Annotated in this window: 20 protein-coding genes; 16 read left to right on the top strand and 4 right to left on the bottom strand. The window is 62.6% G+C overall.

The window, feature by feature from the left end:
• Nucleotides 1-175 precede the first annotated feature (175 nt).
• Genes AB9K34_RS14860 through AB9K34_RS14895 form a run of 8 tightly spaced genes read left to right on the top strand, consistent with a single transcriptional unit; the run spans nt 176 to nt 8,917 of the window.
• Nucleotides 176-1,183, top strand: coding sequence for an ABC transporter ATP-binding protein (locus AB9K34_RS14860; RefSeq protein WP_369955209.1), 1,008 nt, complete (start codon nt 176-178; stop codon nt 1,181-1,183).
• On the top strand, nt 1,180-2,274 hold the full coding sequence (locus tag AB9K34_RS14865; protein WP_369955210.1) for an ABC transporter ATP-binding protein: 1,095 nt from the start codon (nt 1,180-1,182) through the stop codon (nt 2,272-2,274). Before AB9K34_RS14860 ends, AB9K34_RS14865 begins: the two co-directional genes overlap by 4 nt.
• Nucleotides 2,271-3,794: an ABC transporter substrate-binding protein gene (locus AB9K34_RS14870; protein ID WP_369955211.1), complete on the top strand. Its 1,524-nt coding sequence runs from the start codon at nt 2,271-2,273 to the stop codon at nt 3,792-3,794. Before AB9K34_RS14865 ends, AB9K34_RS14870 begins: the two co-directional genes overlap by 4 nt.
• A gap of 54 nt (nt 3,795-3,848) precedes the next feature.
• Entirely contained in the window at nt 3,849-4,793 is a 945-nt protein-coding gene (locus tag AB9K34_RS14875) for an ABC transporter permease (protein ID WP_369955212.1), read from the top strand.
• A gap of 1 nt (nt 4,794) precedes the next feature.
• Nucleotides 4,795-5,661 carry an ABC transporter permease gene (locus AB9K34_RS14880; RefSeq protein ID WP_369955213.1) on the top strand — a complete coding sequence of 289 codons (867 nt, stop codon included), beginning with the start codon at nt 4,795-4,797 and terminating at the stop codon, nt 5,659-5,661.
• Nucleotides 5,662-5,675: 14 nt separating this feature from the next.
• Nucleotides 5,676-7,466: a gamma-glutamyltransferase family protein gene (locus tag AB9K34_RS14885; RefSeq protein WP_369955214.1), complete on the top strand. Its 1,791-nt coding sequence runs from the start codon at nt 5,676-5,678 to the stop codon at nt 7,464-7,466.
• A complete protein-coding gene (locus AB9K34_RS14890; protein WP_369955215.1) occupies nt 7,463-8,209 on the top strand; it encodes a DUF1028 domain-containing protein in 747 nt (248 codons plus the stop codon). The genes AB9K34_RS14885 and AB9K34_RS14890 overlap by 4 nt, the downstream gene beginning before the upstream one ends.
• Before the next feature lie 9 nt (nt 8,210-8,218).
• Nucleotides 8,219-8,917, top strand: coding sequence for a FadR/GntR family transcriptional regulator (locus AB9K34_RS14895; RefSeq protein ID WP_369955216.1), 699 nt, complete (start codon nt 8,219-8,221; stop codon nt 8,915-8,917).
• A gap of 55 nt (nt 8,918-8,972) precedes the next feature.
• Here AB9K34_RS14895 and AB9K34_RS14900 read toward each other — a convergent pair whose 3' ends face one another.
• The gene (locus AB9K34_RS14900) at nt 8,973-9,986 is read right to left on the bottom strand and encodes an AraC family transcriptional regulator ligand-binding domain-containing protein (RefSeq protein WP_369955217.1); all 1,014 of its coding nucleotides are present in this window, start codon (nt 9,984-9,986) and stop codon (nt 8,973-8,975) included.
• 110 nt (nt 9,987-10,096) lie between these two features.
• Here AB9K34_RS14900 and AB9K34_RS14905 point away from each other — a divergent pair, with 110 nt between their 5' ends.
• The 8 genes from AB9K34_RS14905 (at nt 10,097) to AB9K34_RS14940 (ending at nt 19,303) form a co-directional block, all read left to right on the top strand.
• Nucleotides 10,097-11,860, top strand: a complete 1,764-nt coding sequence (locus tag AB9K34_RS14905; protein WP_369955218.1) for an acyl-CoA dehydrogenase — start codon at nt 10,097-10,099, stop codon at nt 11,858-11,860.
• Nucleotides 11,861-11,883: 23 nt separating this feature from the next.
• Nucleotides 11,884-12,693 carry a methylthioacryloyl-CoA hydratase gene (gene dmdD, locus AB9K34_RS14910; protein WP_369955219.1) on the top strand — a complete coding sequence of 270 codons (810 nt, stop codon included), beginning with the start codon at nt 11,884-11,886 and terminating at the stop codon, nt 12,691-12,693.
• Between the two features lie 162 nt (nt 12,694-12,855).
• Nucleotides 12,856-13,758 carry a hypothetical protein gene (locus AB9K34_RS14915; RefSeq protein WP_369955220.1) on the top strand — a complete coding sequence of 301 codons (903 nt, stop codon included), beginning with the start codon at nt 12,856-12,858 and terminating at the stop codon, nt 13,756-13,758.
• A gap of 207 nt (nt 13,759-13,965) precedes the next feature.
• Complete coding sequence (locus tag AB9K34_RS14920) at nt 13,966-15,453, top strand: aldehyde dehydrogenase (RefSeq protein ID WP_369955221.1); 1,488 nt, start codon at nt 13,966-13,968, stop codon at nt 15,451-15,453.
• A gap of 47 nt (nt 15,454-15,500) precedes the next feature.
• Entirely contained in the window at nt 15,501-16,382 is an 882-nt protein-coding gene (locus tag AB9K34_RS14925) for an NAD(P)-dependent oxidoreductase (protein WP_369955222.1), read from the top strand.
• An 85-nt stretch (nt 16,383-16,467) separates the two neighbouring features.
• Entirely contained in the window at nt 16,468-17,448 is a 981-nt protein-coding gene (locus AB9K34_RS14930) for a TRAP transporter substrate-binding protein (protein ID WP_369955223.1), read from the top strand.
• A gap of 51 nt (nt 17,449-17,499) precedes the next feature.
• Nucleotides 17,500-18,027, top strand: a complete 528-nt coding sequence (locus AB9K34_RS14935) for a TRAP transporter small permease (protein ID WP_369955224.1) — start codon at nt 17,500-17,502, stop codon at nt 18,025-18,027.
• Nucleotides 18,020-19,303, top strand: coding sequence for a TRAP transporter large permease (locus AB9K34_RS14940; protein WP_369955225.1), 1,284 nt, complete (start codon nt 18,020-18,022; stop codon nt 19,301-19,303). The genes AB9K34_RS14935 and AB9K34_RS14940 overlap by 8 nt, the downstream gene beginning before the upstream one ends.
• Nucleotides 19,304-19,393: 90 nt before the next feature.
• Here AB9K34_RS14940 and AB9K34_RS14945 read toward each other — a convergent pair whose 3' ends face one another.
• The 3 genes from AB9K34_RS14945 to AB9K34_RS14955 are packed head-to-tail and all read right to left on the bottom strand — an operon-like array spanning nt 19,394 to nt 23,878.
• On the bottom strand, nt 19,394-20,143 hold the full coding sequence (locus tag AB9K34_RS14945) for an SDR family NAD(P)-dependent oxidoreductase (protein WP_369955226.1): 750 nt from the start codon (nt 20,141-20,143) through the stop codon (nt 19,394-19,396).
• Between the two features lie 4 nt (nt 20,144-20,147).
• On the bottom strand, nt 20,148-21,794 hold the full coding sequence (locus AB9K34_RS14950) for a hydantoinase B/oxoprolinase family protein (protein ID WP_369955227.1): 1,647 nt from the start codon (nt 21,792-21,794) through the stop codon (nt 20,148-20,150).
• Entirely contained in the window at nt 21,791-23,878 is a 2,088-nt protein-coding gene (locus AB9K34_RS14955) for a hydantoinase/oxoprolinase family protein (RefSeq protein ID WP_369955228.1), read from the bottom strand. Before AB9K34_RS14955 ends, AB9K34_RS14950 begins: the two co-directional genes overlap by 4 nt.
• Nucleotides 23,879-23,881: the final 3 nt, after the last annotated feature.

Genomic DNA, 23,881 nt, shown 5'->3' on the forward strand with positions numbered 1-23,881 from the left:
CAGTCTGATCTGATCGTCTTACGCTTTCGTCATTTGCATGCAATTCACGCAACAGCGCGACCGATTGGCGAAATTTACGGCAATTTTTCAGTAACATACACCCTCGATGGAAAACTGTTGACAGAAAAAGCGAACCATTTTCTAATTGGTTCACGCTTCAGGAGGTTCGAATCGGATGCCGCAGAACCGATTGCACGATAACGATCCATTGTTGGAGATCCGGGACTTCGAGCTGCGATTTCGCGGGCACGAAAAGCCCGTCGTTTCCGGTGTGAACCTCCGTGTCAGCGCCGGAGAAACCCTTTGCATCGTCGGAGAATCCGGGTGCGGCAAGAGCGTGACCTCGATGGCGATCATGGGATTGCTGCCCAAGGGGGCGGCCCGGATCGACAGCGGTCACATGCGGTTTGACGGGCGTGACTATGATCTGCGCCGCGAGGTTCTTGCACCATCCGCGCGTGGCAATCGCATGGCCATGATCTTTCAGGAACCGATGACATCCCTGAACCCGGCGTTCCGTATTGGCGACCAGATCGCCGAAGCGGTGCAATGCCACGAGGACGTGACCCGGGCGGAAGCGCTCGATCGTGCCGCCGCGATGCTGGCGCGCGTCGGCATTCCCTCTCCGCGCGCGCGGCTGCGCGATTATCCGCACCAGTTGTCCGGCGGGATGCGTCAGCGGGTGATGATCGCGATGGCGCTGGTCAACAACCCTGCCCTGCTGATCGCGGACGAACCGACCACGGCGCTGGACGTCACGATCCAGGCGCAGATTCTCGACCTGATCCGCGAGCTTCAGGACCAGTCGCAGATGGGAACCATCATGATTACCCACGATCTGGGCGTGGTTGCCGAAATCGCCACATCGGTCGCGGTCATGTATGGCGGCCAGATCGTCGAACGTGGCCCCGTGGGACAGATTTTCGACGATCCGCAGCATCCCTATACAATCGGCCTGATGGCCTCGATGCCCGCCCTTACCGGAGCGCGCGGGCGGTTGGCGACGGTGCCGGGCACGGTGCCCGGTATCAACGCGATGCCATCGGGCTGCCGGTTCCGCACACGCTGTCCCTTTGCCGCCGGCATCTGCGCCGAAACGCCCGAGATGCACGACATGAGCGAAGGTCACGGTGCGGCCTGTCACTTCGTTCCGCTGGACCAGCACCTGATGGTAAGCGCATGACCGATACGATCCTGCAAGCGCGCAATCTGGTCAAACATTTCAAGGCCAACGCCGGCTTCCTGCGTCCGGGCGACACGGTGCATGCGGTCGATGGGGTATCGCTCGACATTCGCCGGGGCGAGACCTTTGCCATTGTCGGTGAATCCGGATGCGGCAAATCTACGTTGGCCCGATTGCTGATGCGCCTGCTGACCCCCACCGCGGGCGAGGTGGAATTTGACGGCAGCCCGATCAGCGGTATCAAGGGCGCCGACCTGCGCCAGCTGCGGCGCGATCTGCAATTCATCTTTCAGGATCCGTTTTCATCGCTGAACCCGCGCCTCACCGTGGGCAAGCTGATCGGGGAGCCGCTGGAGTTGCATGTGCCCGATCTGACAGCGGCACAGCGGCAAGAGCGCGTGGCGGATATCCTGTCCAAGGTCGGGCTGATGCCGGAACACGCGGACCGGTATCCGCACGAGTTTTCCGGCGGCCAGCGCCAGCGCATCGGCATTGCCCGCGCGCTGGCCTCGGGACCCAAGGTGATCATCGGTGACGAACCCGTTTCGGCGCTTGACGTGTCGGTGCAGGCGCAGGTGATCAACCTGCTGGGGGACCTGGGGCGAGATCTGGATCTGACACTGGTTATTATTGCCCATGATCTTGCCGTGATCCGCCATATGAGTGACCGGGTTGCCGTGATGTATCTGGGCCAGATCGTCGAGACCGGACCGACCGATGCCGTGTACGAGACCGCCCGGCACCCGTATACCCGGCTATTGCTGGATTCGATCCCGGTGGCGGAACATGGGGCGACACGCACGGCAAAACCCATTGCCGGCGAAACACCCAGCCCGCTGAACCCGCCGACGGGCTGCCGGTTCCATCCCCGTTGCCCCCATGCACAGGACCTTTGCAAGACCGAGACACCGGTTCTGAGTGAAGATGCGCATGGCGTGGCCTGCCATTTCTGGCGCGAGATTGCCGAAACTCCGGCCCGCGCCGCCCCCAAACCCCGCAGCCGTGGGGCACAAACGCGGTTCGATCTATACCGCGCCGCCTCGGAAGGCGAAATGATCACCAAAAGAAACCAACAGGGAAACTCCGAATGACACACATGAAAACCACCCTTCTTGCCAGCCTGCTGAGCGCGACAGCCATCGGACTTGCCGCACCGGCGATGGCCGCCGACCTGCGCATCGCGCTGCAATCGGATGCAGACGTTCTCGACCCGGACCAGTCGCGCACCTTTGTCGGACGCATCGTCTACACCGCGTTGTGTGACAAGCTGGTCGACATCACGCCCGATCTGGAATTCGTGCCGCAACTGGCGACCGAATGGTCCTGGTCCGATGACGGCACTGCGCTGACCATGAAGCTGCGCGAGGGTGTAACCTTTCACGATGGCACCCCGTTTGACGCGCAGGCCGTGGCCGACAACATCACCCGCAGCCAGACAATGGAAGAGAGCCGCCGCAAGTCGGAGCTGAAATCCATTGCCAGCACCGAGGTTCTGGGCAGCCACGAGATCAGGTTCAATCTGACCGGACCGGACGCGACCCTGCTTGCGCAGTTCGCCGATCGTGCGGGGATGATGGTATCTCCGACGGCTGCGGCCGAAGCCGGTGCCGATTTCGGTCTGAACCCGGTCTGCTCGGGTCCGTTTTCTTTTGGCGAGCGGGTGGCGCAGGACCGGATCGTTCTGAACAGGTTCGCCGACTACTGGAACGCGGACGAGATCAATTTCGACAGCGTGACCTACCTGCCGATCCCCGACACGACCGTGCGTCTTGCCAACCTGCAATCGGGCGATATCGACATGCTGGAACGTCTGGCGGCGACCGACCTGGCACAGGCGAAATCGGACCCGGGCATTCAGGTCGCAAGCGCGGTGTCGCTGGGTTATCAGGGCATCACCTTCAACATCAACAACGGTGAAAAGGGTGACAATCCCTGGGGCAACGACAAACGTCTGCGCCAGGCGCTGAGCTATGCCATCGACCGCGAGGCGATCAACCAGGTCGTGTTCGAGGGGGCCTTTGCCGCCGGTAATCAGCCGGTGCCACCCAACTCTCCCTGGTACAATGCCAACCACCCGGTACCGGCCCGCGATATTGAGAAAGCCAGGGCGCTGCTGGCAGAGGCCGGATATGCCGACGGCATAGATCTTGAAGTGCAAGTGCCGAACACCACCGTGCCGCTCCAGTTGATGCAGGTGGTGCAGGCGATGGCCGCCGAGGCGGGGATCAACATCACGATCACCTCCAAGGAATTTGCCACCCTGCTGTCGGACCAATCCGCCGGTGACTATCAGGCCAGCCAGGTCGGATGGTCGGGTCGCGTCGATCCCGACGGCAACAACCACCAGTTCGTCACCACGAACGGCGGCATCAACGACAGCAAATATTCCAATGAAGAGGTCGATCGCCTGTTGAACGCGGCGCGTATCAGCAATGATCCTGCGGAACGCAAGGCCAGCTATGATGCGGCGCGCGATATCCTGAACGAGGATCTGCCACGCATGATCATGTATCACGAGACCTGGATCTGGGCGCTGGACGACTCGATCAAGGGCTTCATCCCCTACCCTGACGGCATGATCCGTCTCGAGGGCATGTCCAAGGTCGAATAATCCCTTCCGGCCCGCGCGATGCGCGCGGGCCACCGCTCCGAAAGATAGCTCATCATGTTGCCCTTTATCCTGCGCCGCATCGTGATCGCGATACCGACGATCATCTTGATCTCGATCTTCGTCTTTGCCTTGCAAAAGCTGCTGCCCGGCGATCCGGTGCTGGCCATGGCCGGCGAAGAGCGCGATCCCGAGGTGCTGGAATTCCTGCGCGAGAAATACCGCCTGAACGATCCCATTCCGGTGCAATACCTGACATGGGTCGGCAATGCCTTGTCGGGTGATCTGGGGGTTTCGCTGCGTACCAATCAGCCGGTGACCGAACTGATCGCACAGAAACTGCCGGTGACGATCCAGCTCGCTTTGATGGCGATTTGCTTTGCGCTGCTGATCGGCATCCCTGCGGGCATCCTGTCGGCGGTGAAAAAGGGCACCATCACCGATTATATCGCCAATGTGGTGGCGCTGTCGGGTCTGTCGATCCCGAACTTCTGGCTGGGGATCATGCTGATCCTGCTGGTATCGGTGAAATGGCAGTTGCTGCCGGCGTCCGGCTATGTGCCATTTTCAGAGGATCCGCTGAAATCCATCACCACGATGATCATGCCGGCCTTTGTTCTGGGAACGGCATTGGCCGCGACGCTGATGCGGCATACGCGCTCGGCAATGCTCGAAGTGCTGACCGCGGATTATATCCGCACCGCCCGCGCCAAGGGGGTGCTGGAAAAACGCGTGGTTCTCAAACATGCGTTTCGCAATGCGCTGACCCCGATTGTCACCCTGACCGCGTTGCTGTTTGGCGAACTGATCGCGGGTGCGGTGCTGACCGAACAGATCTTTACCATCCCCGGCTTTGGCAAAATGGTGGTCGATGCCGTATTCAACCGCGATTACGCGGTGGTGCAGGGCATTGTTCTGGTGACGGCCATCGGCTTCATCGTGATGAACCTGCTGGCGGATGTTCTTTATGTTCTGCTGAACCCGCGTCTGAGGGGACAATGACATGAGTGCGCAAGCCGATCCCGTCCTGGCGACCAAATCGCAGAGCCGCGTATGGAAAAAATTCCGCAGCCATCGCAGCGCGATGCTGGGCGGCATACTCGTCACCTTTTTTATCCTGGTTGCACTGGCCGCCCCGATCCTGCCGATCCCCGACCCGGCCGCAACCGATTGGGGGGCGGTGCGCAAGCCGCCAAGCGCGGCGCATTGGCTGGGCACCGACGAGATCGGCCGCGATGTGCTGGCCCGGATGGTCTGGGGCGCACAGGCGTCCTTGCTGGCGGGTGTGGTGTCGGTCGGTATCGCGCTGTTGCTGGGCGTGCCGCTGGGCATTCTGGCGGGTTATTTCGGCGGCTGGACAGATGCGATCATCTCGCGCTGTACCGAGGCGCTGCTGGCCGCGCCGTTCCTGATCCTCGCGATTGCGCTGGCGGCGTTTCTCGGGCCATCGCTGACCAACGCGATGATTGCCATCGGCATTTCCGCCATGCCGATCTTCGTGCGGCTGACCCGCGGGCAGGTTCTCAACATCAAGACCGCGGATTACGTGGAATCCGCCCATGCCATCGGGCTGCCCAATTATCGCATCCTGTCGCGATACATCTTTCCCAACGTGCTGCCCCCTATTCTCGTTCAGGCGACATTGACCATTGCCACCGCGATCATCGCCGAGGCGTCGCTGTCGTTCCTGGGCCTGGGCCAGCAACCGCCTGCCCCAAGCTGGGGTTCGATGCTGAACACGGCCAAGAATTTCCTGAACCAGGCCCCTTGGATGGCGATGTGGCCGGGGATCGCGATCTTTCTTGTTGTGCTGGGTTTCAACCTTTTGGGCGACGGGCTGCGCGATGCGCTGGACCCGCGCGAACACTGAGTATCGGAGAATTCATGTCTGACTTTACCACCCGCCCCGAAATTCGCGGTACTTTCGGGGTCGTCACATCGACACACTGGCTTGCGTCCTCTGTCGGGTTCGGCATTCTGGAAAAGGGTGGCAACGCTTTTGATGCCGCCGTGGCCACTGCCTTCGTGCTGCAAGTCGTCGAGCCGCACCTGAACGGGCCTGCGGGCGATATGCCGGCAATCCTGCATTCCGCTGAGACCGGGGAAACCACCGTGCTTTGTGCGCAGGGTGTCAGCCCGGCAGCGGCGACGATCGAGGCACATACCGAACAGGGGCTCAAGCTGGTGCCCGGCTCGGGATTGCTGGCGACGGTTGTGCCCGGCGCGTTCGACGGCTGGCTGATGATGCTGCGCGATCACGGAACGATGAGCTTGCGGGAGGTGCTGCAACCGGCCATCGACTATGCCCGCGACGGCCATCCGGTCCTGCCACGCGTCGCCGCGACCATTGCGGATCTGCGTGAGTTCTTCGAGACCGAATGGCCCAGCTCTGCCGCTGTCTGGACACCGGGTGGGCAGGCACCCGAGGCCAATACGCTGTTCAGGAATCCCGATCTGGCTGACACCTATGACCGGCTGGCGCGTGTGGCCGACATGACCGGGGGCGACCGCGTGGCGCAGATCGACGCCGCCCGTGCCGAATGGCGCGAGGGGTTCGTCGCCGAGGCGATCTTCGACTACCTCAAGGACGCCCGTGTGATGGATGTGTCCGAGGAAAAGCACAGCGCCATTCTGGCCCCCTCGGACATGGCCGACTGGCGCGCCACCTATGAAGAGACGCTGACGCTCGATTATCACGGCTGGACGGTTCACAAGACCCACGCCTGGAGCCAGGGGCCGGTGATGTTGCAGGCCCTGTCGATTCTCAAGCATTTTGACCTGGGCGCGATGGACCCCAACGGCGCGGAATTCGTGCACACGGTGATCGAGGCCATGAAGCTCGCCTATGCCGACCGCGAGGCCTATTACGGCGATCCGGATTTCAGCGAGATCCCGATAGATCACCTGCTGTCCGATAGCTACGGTGCCGAACGGGCCCGGCTGATCGATGCGACCGCTTCGATGGAGCAGCGCCCGGGGCGCGTGCCCGGATTCGAGCATCTGGCGGATGCCTATATCGCCCGCGCGCAACAGGATTTCGGGGTGGCCGGCGTCGCCGCGCAGGAGCCGACCATGGCGCACCTGACCGAGAAGCGGGGCGATACCGTGCATCTGGACGTGATCGACCGCTGGGGCAACATGGTGGCCTCTACCCCATCGGGCGGGTGGTTGCAGAGCTCGCCCGTCATTCCGGGGCTTGGCTTTCCACTGAACTCGCGCGCACAGATGTTCTGGCTGATCGACGGTCTGCCCAGTTCGATGGCCCCCAAACGCCGCCCGCGTACCACGCTGACGCCCTCTTTCGCGGAAAAGGATGGTGCGCGTCTGGTGTTCGGGACACCCGGAGGGGACCAGCAGGATCAGTGGAACCTGATCTGGTTCCTGCGCTTTGTCCATCACGGGCTGGGTCTGCAACAGGGGATGGACGCGCCGCTGTTCCATACCATGCATTTCCAGGGTTCGTTCTTTCCGCGGGAAGTGAAACCGGGCGAAATGATGATGGAGCCCGCATTCGACGGGCAGGTCATAGAGGCGCTGCGCGCGCGCGGCCACATCGTCACGGTGTCCGAGCCGTGGGCCGTGGGCCGGCTCACCGCCGCGATGCGCGAGGCGGACGGAATGCTGCGCGCCGCTGCCACCCCGCGTCTGATGCAAGCCTATGCGGTCGGGCGATGACCTGGTCGATCATCGCACACGATCCGTCGGACGGGGCCATTGGCATAGCCGTGGCCAGCCGGTTCTTTGCCTGCGGTGCGATGGTGCCCTATGTCGGCGCGAAAACGGCGGTCGCAAGCCAGGCGTTCTGCAACCCGGTCTGGGGCACCGAGGGTCGCGACCGGCTGCAGGCAGGCGAAGCGGCGCGCGACGTGCTGGCCGATTTCGTCAAACGCGATGCGGGTCAGGCGATCCGCCAATGTCACATGATGGATGCGCAGGGCGATTTCGTCGCCCATACCGGTGCGGATTGCACGGACTGGGCCGGTCATCTGATCGGTGACGGTTTTTCCGTCGCTGGCAACATGCTGGCGGGCTCGCAAGTGATCGAAGCCACAGCCGATGCGCTGGTTCAATCTCGCGATCTGCCTCTGCCTCAAAGGCTCCTCGCAGCGATGCGGGCGGGGGAAAAGGCCGGTGGTGACAAGCGCGGAAAACAGGCCGCGGGTCTGGTCATTCACCATGGCGAAGCGCATCCCTGGCTGGATCTGCGCGTGGATGATCACGGCGATCCGCTGGCGGAACTTGACCGGCTGCTGGATGTGGCGGGCGAACGCTATCTCTTTTTCGCCGACGCGATGCCCGGAGCACAACGGTTCTCGGGTCTTCCGACGCGCGAGGCGCTGGACGCGCGCATCGAGGCCGAGTACGATCGGCGGCTACGTGCTGGCCATGTCAGCCGTTCCCTGGCAACCGACCCCTGATACGAACAGATGGACACGCACCAGCAGCACACGAACCCGGACCAACACGCCAAATCCCAGATCCTGTCGCTGTTGTCCTCCGGCACGCTGGGTAGCAGTGGCCGTCTTCCCAGCGAACGGGCGCTTTCCGAACGGTTCCGGATCGGGCGGCGGCGGGTGCGCGAAGCCCTTGCACAGCTTGAGGCCGAAGGGCTGATCTGGCGCAAGCAGGGCTCGGGCACCTATGCGGGCAAGCCGGCGGATCCGACCGGTGAACTCGCCGCGCGCATCGCCGGTGAAACCAACGCGATCCAGATCATGGAGGCCCGCCTGTGCATCGAGCCCGAACTTGCGGCACTTTGCGCCGAAAGGATCAAGCCACCCGCCGTCGAACAGTTGCGCCGATTGGCGGCCCGGATCGTGCGTTCGCTGCCCAACAGCGAGAATGAGATCTGGGACGGCGCATTGCACAGGATGATTGCCGAAGAAGCCCGCAACAAGCCTCTCCTGACCTGTTTCGCCATGCTGGACGAAATCCGCGTCAGCGCCGATTGGCTGATCTTTCGCGCGCGGGCCCGTCCGCCGGGGTCTTTCGAACGCAGTCTGCGCCAGCACGACCGCATCATCGACGCGATCGCGGCGGGCGATCCCGAGGCCGCGCGCGCGGCGATGCATACGCACCTGAATGAACGGTTCACTGCCCTGCGCGCAGAGGTGACCGACCGCTGACGATCCGGAAGATTTGCCCCGGTCCATTCCTGCAGTCATCGGGGCTTCGAAGCGTTCAAATCCTGTAGGATCCCGGCGTCCGATTGGTCCATTTTCGAAAGGCGCGATGAAAATTCGCAGGCGCGGAAAACCCGGTTTCAAAGGCGATGTGTTCGATGCTGTCCTGTCCGTTTTGCAGGGCACGAATGGCCATGTCCCGGCGCAGCGCATCCTTGATCTCCTGAAACGAGGTCCCTTCCTCCTTGAGCCGCCGATTCAACGTGCGTGGTGTCATTTTCAGCGCGCTGGCCGCTTCGGGAAGCTGGCAGCTCTGCCACGCAGCACCATAGAGAAAGGCGCGCACCCGTAGCGAGCAGGTATGCGCCCGTGATCCGGTGAACATCCAGTCAAGCGGTGCCCGTTGCAGGAATGCGGTCGCCTCGGCCGGGCCGCGTGCTACGGGGCGCGTAAATTCGCGCGGGTCGAAACGGATGCTGGTCCGGGGCGCCGAGAACCGCACCGGGCATGGAAAAACCACCGCGTAATCGGCGGCGAAATCCGGGCGCGCAAAGGCAAAGCGCACCTCTGTGACCGGCAGTTCGAACCCGCCAAGCCAGGACAGCAACCCATGCGCCAGCTTGAGCAGCAGCATGTGACCGAAACGCTGTGGCCGAACCCCCTTCTCACAGGGGCTCAGCGCAAGGTCGATCGCGTCTTGGTTGCGCTGCAAATCCAGATGGAAATCGTCCAGCAACAGGTTCCAATAGGTCGAAAACCGGTAAAGCGCCGAGGTCATGCTGCTTGCCTCGCGCTGCACCGTGACGAGGTGTTGCAGGGCGCGTGGCCGGATGGGACGGCTCCACAGTCCCATCATTTCGTCGCCGGTTTCTGGCGCGGCAAGCTGATAGAGGCGCGCGATCTCGTTCAGTGTGATCCGCTGCTGCGGCATCATCGGTCCGACCTGAAGGCCCGAGCGCCGCAGCAGCGCATCCATCACCTCTTGGGTACAACGCGACCGGAGCGCATCGAGCCAATCCTGGATGAATGCGGCCGATACCGTGGTCAGGGATATCGGATCGTGATTGGTCATCTGCGGGCCCTTGGCGTAATCCGATACATTTTTGGCAAATTATGAGATTATCGGCAAGAGAAGCGCCCTTTAGATGACGTAAAACCATAGCCGCAGGACAGGAGGCCCGCATGTCATATCATCCCCCCTTTGAGGATTTGATGTTTTGTATCGAACACCTGTCACACTGGGATACGGTGTCGGCGATGGAGGCATATTCCGACCTGGACCTGACGGATATCGCCGCCGCGCTCGAAGGCTATGCCCGCTTTTGCAGTGAACAGATCGCGCCGCTGTCATCTGTCGGGGACGAGTCGGGCGCGCAGTTCCGGGACGGGCGCGTGACAATGCCCGAGGGCCATGCAAGTGCCTATGCGCAATTCGTGGAGATGGGCTGGCAGGCGCTGACCCATCCTGCGGAATATGGCGGCATGGGATTGCCGCGCGTGGCCGGTGCCGCCGGGGTCGAGATGCTGAACGCTGCGGATATGAGCTTTGGGCTCTGCCCGCTGTTGACGGATGGCGCAATCGAGGCGTTGTTGCTGACCGGTTCGGACGAACAGAAGGCAACCTATCTTGAGCCGCTGATCTCGGGCCGCTGGTCGGGGACGATGAACCTGACCGAACCACAGGCGGGGAGCGATCTGGGGCGCGTGGCGACCAGGGCGCAGCGGCGCGATGATGGCACTTATGGAGTCTCGGGGACCAAGATATTCATCACGTTCGGCGCGCATGACCTGACAGGGAACATCATCCATCTCGTCCTTGCCCGCACGCCCGAGGCCCCGGCAGGCCCGAAAGGGTTGAGCCTGTTTATCGTGCCGCAGAAACTGGTGGACGCGGATGGCGCGCCCGGTGCCGCCAACGCAGTGACCTGCGTGAGCATCGAGCACAAGCTGGGCGTGCGCGCGAGTCCGACGGCGGTGCTGGAATATGACGATGCGACAGGGTTCCTGATCGGCGAGGAGAACCGCGGACTGGAATACATGTTCATCATGATGAACGCCGCGCGGTTTGCGGTGGGTGTGCAGGGCATTGCCGTTTCGGAGCGGGCGTATCAGCGGGCGCTGGCCTATGCGCGCGAACGCGTGCAAAGCCGCCCTGTCAACGGCTCGGCCAAAGATGCCGTGGCAATCATCGAGCATCCGGATGTCCGCCGGATGTTGTTGCGCATGCGCAGCCTGACCGAGGGTGGCCGCGCCATGGCGGCGGCGACCGCCGGGCTGCTGGATATGGCGCATCACGGCGCGGATAGGCAAGCCGGCGCATTGGCCGAATTCATGGTGCCGCTGGTCAAGGGGTTCTGTTCGGAACGCGCGGTCGAGGTTGCTTCGCTTGGCGTGCAGATCCACGGCGGGATGGGCTTCATCGAAGAGACCGGAGCGGCGCAGCATTACCGCGATGCCCGCATTCTGCCGATCTACGAGGGCACCACAGCCATTCAGGCCAATGATCTGCTGGGCCGCAAGGTGATGCGCGACGGGGGCGAAACCGCACGGCGTTTCGCGGCGCGGATTGCCGATACCGAGGCCGCCCTGTCCGGGGGCGACGACACCGCGCAGACCATCGGCAGGGCGCTTGCAGAAGCGCGCGGCGCGTTCGAAACCGCGCTGGACTGGCTGATGGACCACACGCGGAGCGACGTTGACGCGGCCTATGCCGGGGCGGTTCCCTTTCTGACGTTGTCGGGCACCCTGGCCGCCGGATGGAAGCTGACCCAGGGGGCGCTGGCAGCGCAGGCTGCGCTGGACGCAGGCCAGAACCCGGAGTTCATGAGCCGGAAAATCGCCACCGCCCTGTTCTTTGCCCAGCATATCCTGCCGGAATGCCAGATCGAACGCTCTCGCATCGTCAACGGCGCGGCCAGTGTTCTGGCCACCGACTTCCCTGACTGACCCCTTCTGAAAGGACCCGAGCCATGAACGACGTCGTGAACCCCGACACCTATGAAAGTCTTGCCATTTCCGAACGCGACAATGGCCTTTACGTGGTGGCGCTGAATCGTCCGACCAAGCGCAACGCGCTGGACGTGGCCACCATCGAAGAACTGATCCGCTTCTTTTCCGGTGCCCGTATGGCGGGCGTCAAGGCGGTGGTTCTCGCGGGCGAAGGCGATCATTTCTGCGCCGGTCTGGATCTGATCGAACACTGGAAGGCAGACCGCAGCCCGGACGATTTCATGCATGTGTGCCTGCGCTGGCACGAGGCATTCAACAAGATGGAATATGGCGGCGTGCCCATCGTTGCCGCGCTCAAGGGCGCGGTTGTCGGCGGCGGTCTGGAACTGGCCAGTGCGGCGCATATCCGGGTGATCGACCCCGGCACCTACTTCGCCCTTCCCGAGGGCCAGCGTGGCATCTTTACCGGGGGCGGGGCCACGATCCGCGTGTCGGACATGATTGGCAAATACCGCATGATCGATATGATCCTCACCGGTCGTGTCTATCAGGGTCAGGAGGCCGTTGATCTCGGCCTGGCGCAATACATCGTCGAAGATGGCCGCAGCTTTGACAAGGCAATGGAGATTGCCGACAAGGTGGCGCAGAACCTGCCGCTGACCAACTTTGCGATCTGTTCGGCGATCAGCCACCTGAACAACATGTCCGGTATGGACGCAGCCTATGCGGAGGCCGTTGTCGGCGGCGTGGTCAACACGCAGCCCGCGGCCCGCGCCCGGCTCGAAGCCTTTGCCAACAAAACTGCCGACCGCGTGCGTCCCAAGAGCTGACATCGCGGCAACCGGAACCGGGATTGGCCATGACAGGCCGGTAGAATGCACCGGTCAGTGTCGATATCATTGCACGACTTCGGTTTCCGAGGCGTGCCGGCGCTGCCGGGCGCGCGACGAATGGATCGGTGGCGAATCTGAACGGGGGCAGAGCGTGAGCAGATGAAACGATGGATCGCCTTCGCCCTTCTGGCCTGTGCTCTGTTCCTGATCGCCGCCGAGATCGCATTGCGCCGTATCGGATTGGGTGACCCGCCGATCGCGGTGCGCGACGCGGAACTCGAATACCGCCTGGTTCCGAACGCCCGCTACGAGAGATGGGGGAACCGTATTGACATCAACCGTCACGGGTTTCGGGCGCCGGATCATTCGACCGGCGTGCCGGATGGCGAAACCAGGCTTCTTCTGATCGGAGACAGCGTGGTCTATGGCAACCACTTTCTCGATCAGGAGGAAACCATCGCCCTGCGGCTGTCTGCGGCGTTGTCCTTGCCGGATTGCACCGTGCGCGTGATCCCGATGGCGGTCTCCAGTTGGGGTCCGGTCAACCAGGCGGCGGCACTTGCCCGCCATGGAACCTTTGGCGCAACTGAAATCGCCATCGTGCTTTCGGCCCATGATCTTGTCGATACGCCCACCTATAATGGCGCATTGATCCCTTACCGCTTGTCAAAGCCCAAAGGCGCAATCGGAGACGCCGTGGAAGCGATATTGGAAAGACGGTTTCCCGCCGCGCCCAAGGAAACTGCCGAACCGTTCGAGACACGCGCCAAGGCAAGCCTGAATGCACTGAATTCGATACGCGAGCGGGCGCTGGCGGAAAATGCAAATCTGACCGTCATCTATCATCCCACCACGGATGAGCGCATATCCGGTATGTCCGATCAGGGGCGTCGTCTTGTCGATTGGGCAAGGCAGCAAGGGATCGGGGTGTTGGATCTGGGCGCGACACCCGACATCACCTATCGCGACAATATCCACCCGGACGCCGCTGGCGCCGCCGGGATCGCCAATGCGCTTGCCGACGAGTACCGGAGCAAGCTGGTCTGCGATACCAAGGGCTGACGGAGCTGCCCGATCCCTCAGCGCCGTGTCGGCGCATCACCCATGGCGACGCGCACCGCTTTTGATTTTCCTTTCGGTTTCAACCTTCCAGCGTCTGGTCTTTTCCGGATCCTCGGGTGTAAGAAACCGCATCGCCTGCATGATCCATTCCAGCAGAATGAGCTGTGGATGCGGGCGCAGAAAAAGACCATGCAAGGGATCGGGGACATGAAAGACTGGAGCGCGGCGGCAACGGCTCTCTACGATGGCGGATTGCGCCGGATGTTCATAGGCGGACAGTGGTGCGATGCGCGCTCGGGCGAGGTTATCGACGCGCGCAACCCGGCCGACGGGGCCCTGCTGGCAACCGTACCCAGGGCCGGCGCAGCCGATATCGATGCCGCAGTGACGGCCGCTCGCCAGGCATTCGAAGGCCCCTGGTCGAAATGGACGCCGTTCGAGCGGCAGGCGCTGCTCTTGCGCATCGCGGATCGGTTCGAGGCAGAATGGGAAGACCTCTGCCTGTCCGACACGCTGGACATGGGTATGCCGATCCAGCGCACACTGGCCAACAGTCGCAGGGTTCTGGGCATGCTGCGCTTTTACGCCGGGCAGGCGGTGGCCATCCACGGCGCCACGATCCCCAATTCGTTTCCGGGCGAAATCTATTCCCAGACCGTGCGCGAACCGATCGGCGTGGTTGGTGCGATCATTCCGTGGAATGCCCCGATTGCCGGATCGATCTGGAAAATCGCACCCGCCATCGCAACCGGCTGTACCGTGGTTCTGAAACCGTCGGAAGAGGCGTCGCTGACCGTCTTGATGATTGCCCGCATCATGCAGGAGGCAGGCCTGCCCGACGGGGTTCTGAATATCGTCACCGGGCTTGGTGCCGAGGCGGGGGCCGCGTTGGCCGAACATCCGGGCGTCGACAAGATCGTCTTTACCGGATCGACGGCGACGGGTCAGGCGATCGCACGTGCGGCGACCGGCAATCTCAAGCGGGTCTCGCTGGAACTGGGCGGGAAGTCTCCGGTGGTGGTCTGTCGCGACGCCGATATCGAAAAGGCCGTACCGGTGGCGGCCATGGCAGTCTTTGCCAATTCAGGCCAGATTTGCATCGCCGGGTCGCGGCTGTTCGTTGCTCGCGAAATCCATGATGAATTTGTCCGCCGCGTCGCCGATTATGCCGCCGCCCTGAAAATCGGGCACGGGATCAACGAGGATACGGATATCGGACCGATCATCACCTCACGACAGGCCGAACGTATCGCCGGTTACCTTGCGGCCGGCCCGCGCGAGGGTGCAGAGGTGCTGACCGGTGGGGCGCGTGCAAGAGGACCGGGTCTCGACGGCGGGCATTTCTTTCAACCCACTGTGCTCGGCGACGTCACCGACGAGATGAGCGTTGCGCGGGAAGAGATTTTCGGCCCGGTGATTTCGGCGCTGCCCTTTGATACCATCGACGAGGTCGTCGCGCGGGCCAACGCTACGCCCTATGGGCTGGCAGCCGGGGTGTTTTCCACTCATCTCGGCACCGCACACAAGCTGGCGCGTCGTCTCAAGGCGGGGTCGGTCTGGGTCAACATGTATCACGCCATTGATCCGGCGGTGCCTTTTGGCGGTGTCAAGATGTCCGGTTATGGTCGCGAAGGCGGGACTGAGCATATGGAAGAATATCTCGACACCAAGGCGATCTGGATCAATGCCGACTGATGTCCGCGTTGAACCGGAACGGTCGCGACGACAGAGGGAGTATTGACATGCATGTCGGCATCATCGGTGTTGGTCTCATGGGGCACGGGATCGCGCGCAACATTCTGTTGAAGGGCGGTTTCAGACTGAGTTTTCTCGATCATCCGGGCAACCAACCCACAGGCGATCTCGTCGCATTGGGGGCCGACGCCTGCACGACACCGGCGGACATCGCTCAAACGACTGATGTCGTGATCCTCTGTGTGACCGGGTCGCCGCAGGTCGAAGCGATCATCGCGGGCGATAAAGGCGTCGCGTCGGCGCTCAGGGCGGGCACGATCGTGGTCGATTGTTCGACCGCGCTGCCCGACTCGACCTTGCGCATGGCCGAGGTGGTCCGGCAGGCGGGGGGTGATTATCTCGACGCGCCGATGACACGCACCGCCAGACATGCGCATGAGGGCACGCTGAACCTGCTGGCAGGGGGCGAGGCAACGGTGCTGGACAGGGTCCGCCCGGTGCTCGCCGCGTTTACCGAAAAGGTCGAGCATGTCGGTCCCCTGGGACATGGCCATCGCCTGAAACTTTTGCATAACTATGTCTCGGTCGGCTTCATGACGCTGCTTGCCGAGGCCGCCGCGCAGGCCGCCGATTCCGGGATTGATCCGCAGGTTTTTGTCGACGTGCTCGCCAATGGCGGCGGCGCCAGCGCCGCGCTCGACCGGCTGGCCCCCTACATCATCGAGCAGGACCGGGACAGCCTACCCTTCTTTGTCTCCAACGCTCTGAAAGATATTGATTATTATCGCGACATGTCAAAAGCCGCCGGAGCCGCGACAACCGTTGCCGACGGGGTTTCGGACGCGCTGTCGATACCGGTCGATGCCGGACATGGCGAGGCTTATGTCCCCGAACTCGTACGTCTTTTCCGTCACGCCCGGGAGACCTGAAAACACCCGCCCCATGCACGTTCCAGGGGTTGCCACCGATAGTTGCCTTGTATAGCAACATGACACCTTAATTGGGAGGATTTCCATGACATTCGCATATCGCGGTCTGGCATCTGCCAGCCTTCTCCTTGCAATGGGCTTGCCCGCTCTCGCGCAGACAGATGTGAAGATCGGCTATGCCCTTGCACCCGACAGTCACTACGGCGTTGCCGCCGCCAGGTTCGAAGAGGTCGTGACGGCCGAAACCGGCGATGAATTCGCCTTCAAGCATTTTCCGTCATCCGGGCTGGGCGGCGAGCGTGACGTGATCGAAGGTCTGCAACTGGGGACCATCGAGGCGACCATCGTTTCATCCGGCACGCTTGCGAATTTCGTACCCGATACCGGCGTCTTTGATATTCCGTTCCTGTTCCGTGATCTCGATCATGCGCGCGCCGTGCTTGACGGACCGGTCGGGCAGGGAATTCTCGCGAAATTCGACGACATCGGCTTGCACGCGCTGGCATGGGGCGAACAGGGGTTCCGCCACATCACAAACAACCGCAACGCCATCGAAACCCCGGCGGATGTCGAGGGTCTGAAGCTGCGCACGATGGAGAACCCCGTTCACCTCGCCGCGTTCAACGCGATGGGCGCCGCTCCGACACCGATGGCGTGGCCCGAAGTCATTTCGTCGCTTCAGCAAGGGGTGATCGACGGGCAGGAAAACCCGCTCTCGGTCATCGTTTCGGTCAAGCTCGACGAGGTGCAGAAATATCTCACCCTCTCGGGCCATGTGTATTCACCTGCCGTATTGCTGGTGTCCGGGCCATTCTGGGCCGGGCTGGATGACGACCAGAAGGCCGTATTCGAAAAGGCCGCGGCCGAAGCCGTCGCCGCGATGCGCGACTATGTCGATAATGTGGAAACCACAGGTGTGGAAACGCTCAGGGAGCGGGGGATGGAAGTCAACGCCTTGTCCCCCGAGCAGAAAGCGGCATTCCAATCGTCGATCGCGAGCGCCTATGAAGGCTACTACCAGACCTATGGCAAGGATCTCGTCGACTCGATCGTGAATTTCGAGTGAGACCTTGGCGCCGGCATCAACGCGATGCCGGTGCAATTGCGGGAGCACGCGGTGAAACGGCTCGAACATACCTTCGTCCTGCTGAACGGCTGGGCATTGATCCTGATGTTGTCGGGAATGGCGATCATTGTCGGAGCCAATATCTCGCTGCGTTATGTGACCTCGCATTCGCTGCCCTGGGCCGATGAGGCTGCGCGCTATCTGATGATCTGGCTGACATTTACCGGCGCCGGACTGATCCTCCGGATCGGCGGCCATGTCGCGATCACCAATCTTCAGGACAGCCTGCCCGAAACCGGACAGAAAATTCTCAGAGCGGCCATTGTCCTGACCCTGCTGGCCTTTTTCTGCTTCATGGTTCAGGTCGGTGTGCAATATGCACAACGTATGCAGTACCAGGTCACCCCTGCCCTGCGGCTTCCGTTCAGCTATGTCTATGCCGCGATGCCGGTCGGGTTTTCCCTGCTGATCATCCATCTGCTGCTGATTGCCCCTCGCTTCATTCTTGCAGGCAGATACAAGCCACTCGATACCGACGCCTCGGACGGGGGCACATTGCCGGGCGGCGCAAATGGCTGAGGTCCTGTTTCCCGCCCTGTTTCTTCTGCTGGCCCTTGGCTTGCCCGTCGCCTTTGCGATGGCGATCTCCGTCTTTCTCGCGATCAGCCTCGCGTCGTCCTACCCACATCTCGTCGTGGTAAAGGAAATGTTCGCGGGCCTTGACAGCTTTCCGTTGCTGGCGGTGCCATTCTTCATCCTCGCCTCCGAAATCATGACCGGCGGTGCAGTCACCCATGCGATCCTGCGGCTGGCACAGTCCTTTGTCGGCCATATGCGCGGCGGTCTTGGCCATGCAAACGTCATCAGTTCGGCGATGTTCGCGGGCATTTCCGGCAGCGCCCTCGCCGATGCCGCCGGCCCCGGCACGATGATGATCCGGATGATGGAAAAAGGCGGATATGACCGCCCCTATGCCGGCGCCCTGACGATTGCCAGTTCCGTCGTCGGCCCGATCATTCCGCCCTCCATCACCATGATCATCTACGCCATGCAGGATCAGAATGTCTCGGTCGGTTCGCTCTTCATGGCCGGTGTTCTGCCCGGATTGCTGATCACGGTGATGATCCTGCTGGCCAACGGGCGTGTCAGCAAGAAACGCAACTATGCGTCCGGAGAGCCGATGCCGTCCCTCGCCGAGATTGCGTCCATCGCGCTCTATGCGGTTCCGGCCCTTCTGCTGATCCTGCTGATCGTGGGCGGTATCCGGTTCGGAGTCTTCACCCCGACCGAAGCGTCGGTGATCGCGGTGTTCTACGCGCTGATCGTCGGCATGTTCGTCTATCGCTCGCTCCGGCTGCGCGATCTGCCCGGTATCGTGCTGCGGGCGGCGCTGACCTCGGGCGCCGTGCTGTTGATCCTTGGTGCGGCCCGTGCGTTTGCCTGGGTGCTGATCATCGAAGGCGTGCCGCAATTCCTCGCCGAGACCATCATTTCGTGGAACCTGTCACCGATCGTCTTTCTGCTGGCGGTGAACCTGCTGCTGATCGTGTTCGGATTGTTCATGGACCCCCTGCCCGGGGTGATGATCCTCGTGCCGATCCTTGCCCCGATCAGCTATGCGCTCGGAATTGATCCCGACCATTTCGCGATCATCGTCATCGTCAATCTGACCCTTGGTCTCGCGACTCCGCCGGTGGGCAGCCTGATCTTCGTTGTCTCATCGACGGTCGATCTGAAACCCTCGACACTGATCCGCGAAATGCCGCCCTTCTTTCTGGCGCTGGCGGTGGCATTGCTGCTCATCACCTTCGTGCCGTTCCTGTCGACATGGCTGCCCACGGTCAGCGGCTTCTGACTCCGGTTCGATGGGCTGCGGGGTTTCAGCGACCGGGCGCGCTGCTCGGTCGCATTTCCGTACTGACCCGAAAAACCGGCGTTAAAGGCGTCAGCAGGTATAGTTGAGGCCAAGTCGTCCGCCATCGACATAGATGGTTTCACCGGTGATATAGCTGGCCTTTTTCGAGCAGAGAAACGCCACGACGTCGCCGATCTCACGCGCGGTTCCGGCGCGGCCCAGAGGTGTGCGCGACATCGCGACCCTGAACGCTTCGGGATTGGCATTCACACCGGCCATCATCTCGGTATCGATCGAACCCGGCCCCACGGCATTGACGCGGATATTGTGCTTGGCCAGCGCCAGAGCCGCCGCCTTGGTCAACTGCATCACCCCGCCTTTTGACGCGCAATAGGCCGGGATGGCCGGGATCGCCACCTGCGCATTGATCGACGACATGTTGACGATGGCCCCTTCGATCTTGTCCCCGATCATGGCCCGCGCGGCCATCTGGGTGGCCAGGAAAACACCGCGCAGGTTGATGTCGATCACCCGCTCCCAACTGGCAAGGTCGTAGTCCAGGAAATCACCGGGCATCGCCACGCCGGCGTTGTTGACAAGCGCGTGCAGCGGGCCGTGATCCCCGGCGATCCGGGCGAACAGGCTTTCGATCTGGCTGACGTCGCCCATGTCGCAGGCGATGGCGGCGACGGCCCCCAACCTGTCGCCTGCCTCGGCCACGCCCTCGGCGTTGATATCGGCCAGGATGAGATCAAAGCCGTCTTCCTTCAGGGCCTCGGCACAGGCATAGCCGATGCCCTGAGCGCCGCCGGTGATCAGTGCGAGTGGTTTTTGTGTCATCGTTCTATCCTTTGTAGCCATAGTCCTGCTCTGCCTGCTCCGGTGTGATGAACCCGGCGCGCAGGTCTTCCGCCACCCGGTCGGCGGCGCGATCTGCGGGTGTACCATAGCCGCCCCCGCCAGGCAGGCTCAGGCGCAGGCGCTGACCGTTCCGGACCAGTTGCCGACCCTTGCTGCGCAGGGCTGTCCCATCTGCGAGCTCGACCCGGCCCGGCGCACCTGTGCCACCGCCGTCACGGCCGCGCGCAGGATTGTCGACCCGATCGAACATCGCGTTGAAATAGAAATCGTATCCCGCGCGTGGTTCGATCTCGATGACCTGTCCCAACCCGCCACGCCATGTCCCCGCGCCACCCGACCCTTCACGGAGATCCTTGCGCCAGACAGTGATCGGGCCGACATGTTCGGTCGCTTCGACGCTCATCGTCGAAACACCCGAGGGAAAGGCCGTGGCCGAAAGCCCGTCAAGCGCGGGGCGTGCGCCGGTGCCGCCCGAGTTGAACATCAACACCTCGCGGTTGGGCAGTCCGCTATCCGGGTCGCTGGGCCGCGCGGAAATCTGGATATTCCACAGCGCGCTGGCCCCTTCGGCGGGAACGGTCGCGGGCAGTGCCTGATGCAACGCGCCCAGCACCACGTCGGGCACCAGGTGGCCAAGGACGTGACGCACCGACACCGGTGCCGGTCGCCTCGCGGCCAGAATGCAGCCCTCGGGCGCGGTGATCTCGAACGGTTCGAGCGAACCGGTATTATTGGGCACCTCCGGTGCGATTGCGCATTTCAGACCGTAACAGGCATAGGCGCGGGTGTAGACTTCGGGACAGTTCACACCGAAACGGCTCATCCCCGACGTGCCCGTGAAATCCGCCCGCAGCGTATCGCCGTTCACGTCGAGCCGGACCACCATCTGTACCGGTGCGTCATAGCCATCGACCTGCATCTGGTGGCTGAAACTGCCGTCCGGAACCCCGGCAATGGCCTCGCGTGTGGCCTTGCGGCTGGCGTCGATGATGAAATCGGCGAGACCGTCCAGATCCGCAATTCCGAATTCGCCCATCATCGCCTGCAACCGCCGGTCGCCGGCCTCGTTACAGGCGGCGAGCGAATACATGTCGCCCACAACCTGATCGGGTTCGCGCACATTGGCGCGCACCAGTCGGATCAGGTCGCGCGCAACCTCGCCACGCTCGGCGAATTTCATGATCGGGATCAGCAGGCCCTCTTCGAACACCTCGTTGCCGTCCGGACCGAAACCGCGCCCGCCGATGTCGACCACATGGGCAGTACAGGCAAAGAAACCGATATGCCGGCCATCCCGGAACGACGGCGAAACAACGGTGATGTCGTGCAGATGGCCGGTACCCATCCAGGGATCGTTGGTGATGAAAACATCGCCTTCGAAAATGTTCTGAGGACCGATTTCGCGCACGAAATGCGTGACACTCTCGGCCATGGCGTTCACATGCCCCGGTGTGCCGGTCACCGCCTGCGCCATCATGCGCCCCTGACGGTCGAACAGCCCGGCAGACAGATCCCCCGCCTCGCGAACCGAGGTGGAAAAGGCGGTGCGGATCAGCGTCGTCGCCTGCTCCTCGACAACCGCGATCAGGCGGTTCCACATGATCTGATAGTCGATGGCGGTGGGGGTCATGGCCGGTCTCCCTTGCGGATCAGGCGCAGGCTGCCGTCGCCCTGCCCGATGCAGCGATAGCCCGAGGTGACAATGGTTGTGGTCTCGCTCTCGACGATGATGGCGGGGCCTTCGACGGCGCGGCCGGGCGTCATGCTCGCGCGCTCGACCTCCTGCGCCCTGACAGTCTGGCGCAAGGCCGCGTCATAGAATTCACGCTGGCGCAGCGGCGCGACCGCCGTACCGCTGTCGTGGCGGGTTACCGGTGGCGTTTCGGGAAGGTGCGACGCAACCACAAGAGACCAGTTGGTGATTTCGACGCTGAGCCCGTCAATTATCCGACCGAACAATGTGCGATAGGCCGTCTCGAACGCGTTCAGTATCTCGGTCCGGTCACCGTCTGCAAAGATCTTGTGGGGCAAAGGCACCGGAATTTCCCAGCCCTGCCCGGCATAGCGCATGAACGCCGTCAGCCGTGTTGTGGTCTCGGCTTCCTTCGCGCCGTCCCTGACAAAGGTGGTGGCCTCTTCCTCAAGCTCAACCAATGCGGCATTGACACTGCTCGCGTCAAAGGCGTCGAGCCGCTGAAACAGCCCGCGCGTGGCCTCGTAGCTGAAGGGTGCCTTGAGAAAACCGATGGCCGATCCGACCCCCGCGCCGGGCGGAATGATCAGTTCGCGAATGCCAAGTTTCTCGCACAGCCGACAGGCGTGCAAAGGGGCGCCGCCGCCAAAGCCGATCATGGTGAAATGTTCGATATCTCGGCCGTTTTCCACGGTGTGCACGCGCGCGGCATTGGCCATGTTCTCATCCACCATTTCGGTGACGCCAAAGGCCGCGTCCGGGGCCGACATGCCCAGCTTTTGGGCCAGTTTGCCGCTCACGGCGGTGTCCGACGCGGCGACCGACAGCGGGATCGCCCCCCCGGCGAAATTGTCGGGATCAAGCCGACCCAGCAACAGGTTTGCATCGGTCACCGTCGGCTCTTCGCCGCCGCGCCCGTAGCAGGCCGGCCCGGGCTCTGAGCCGGCCGAGCGCGGGCCGACCTGGATACGGCCCAGCGTGTCGATCGACGCAATCGATCCGCCTCCCGCTCCGATCTCGACCATCTCGACCACCGGGGTGGACACCGTCATGCCCGATCCTTTCTTGAAGCGATAGGTCCGGGCGACCTCGAAGGTGTTCGCGGTCTTGGGCATCCCGTCCTCGATCAGGCAAATCTTGGCGGTGGTGCCGCCCATGTCAAATGACAGGACCGCGTCGCGCCCGTGCCCGCGGGCATAATCTGCGGCAAAGATGGCCCCGCCCGCCGGCCCGGATTCGAGCAATCGAACCGGCTGTTCCGCCGCGGTTTCGACCGAGATCAGCCCGCCGCCGGAATGCAGCATGAAGACGGGCGCGGTCACCCCCGCTTCGTCGAGTCGCCGCACCAGCCGGCCAAGATAGGCGGCCACCTGTGGCTGCACATAGGCATTGGCGATGACCGTGTTGAACCGGGGCAGTTCACGCATCTGCGGCGAGATCACGGAAGACAATGAAATCGACAGCTCCGGCGCTGCCTCGCGCAGGGCTTCGGCCATCTGGCGTTCATGGGCATCGTTGGCATAGGCATGCATCAGGCCGATCGCCACCGCCTCGTATCCACCCGCCAGAACGCGCCGGACCATCTCGGCGACCTCGGATTTGTCCAGTGCCAGCAGAACCTCGCCGGACGGGCCGATGCGCTCGGACAGCGTGAAACGATGCTCGCGCGCAACCAGCGGTTTGGGCAGCGAGAGATTCAGGTCATATTGTTCGAACCGGTTTTCCGACCGCATTTCGATGACGTCGCGAAACCCCTCGGTGGTGATGAACGCCAGCCTCGCCCCCCGCCGCTCGATCAGCGCATTGGTCACCAGCGTGGTGCCATGGATCACCTGCCCGATCTCGGTCATGGCAATCCCGGCCTTGTCAGCGGCAAGCCCGATCCCGTCCAGAATTGCCTGTTCGGGTTGTGCGTAATTGGTCAGCACCTTGCTGGTGGCCAGCCCGCCGGGATGGGACAGTGCGGCATCGGTGAAAGTGCCGCCGATATCAACTCCGACGCGGATCATTGGTTTGGTCATCGG

The organism is Sedimentitalea sp. XS_ASV28, assembly GCF_041224545.1.
Classification (GTDB): domain Bacteria; phylum Pseudomonadota; class Alphaproteobacteria; order Rhodobacterales; family Rhodobacteraceae; genus Sedimentitalea.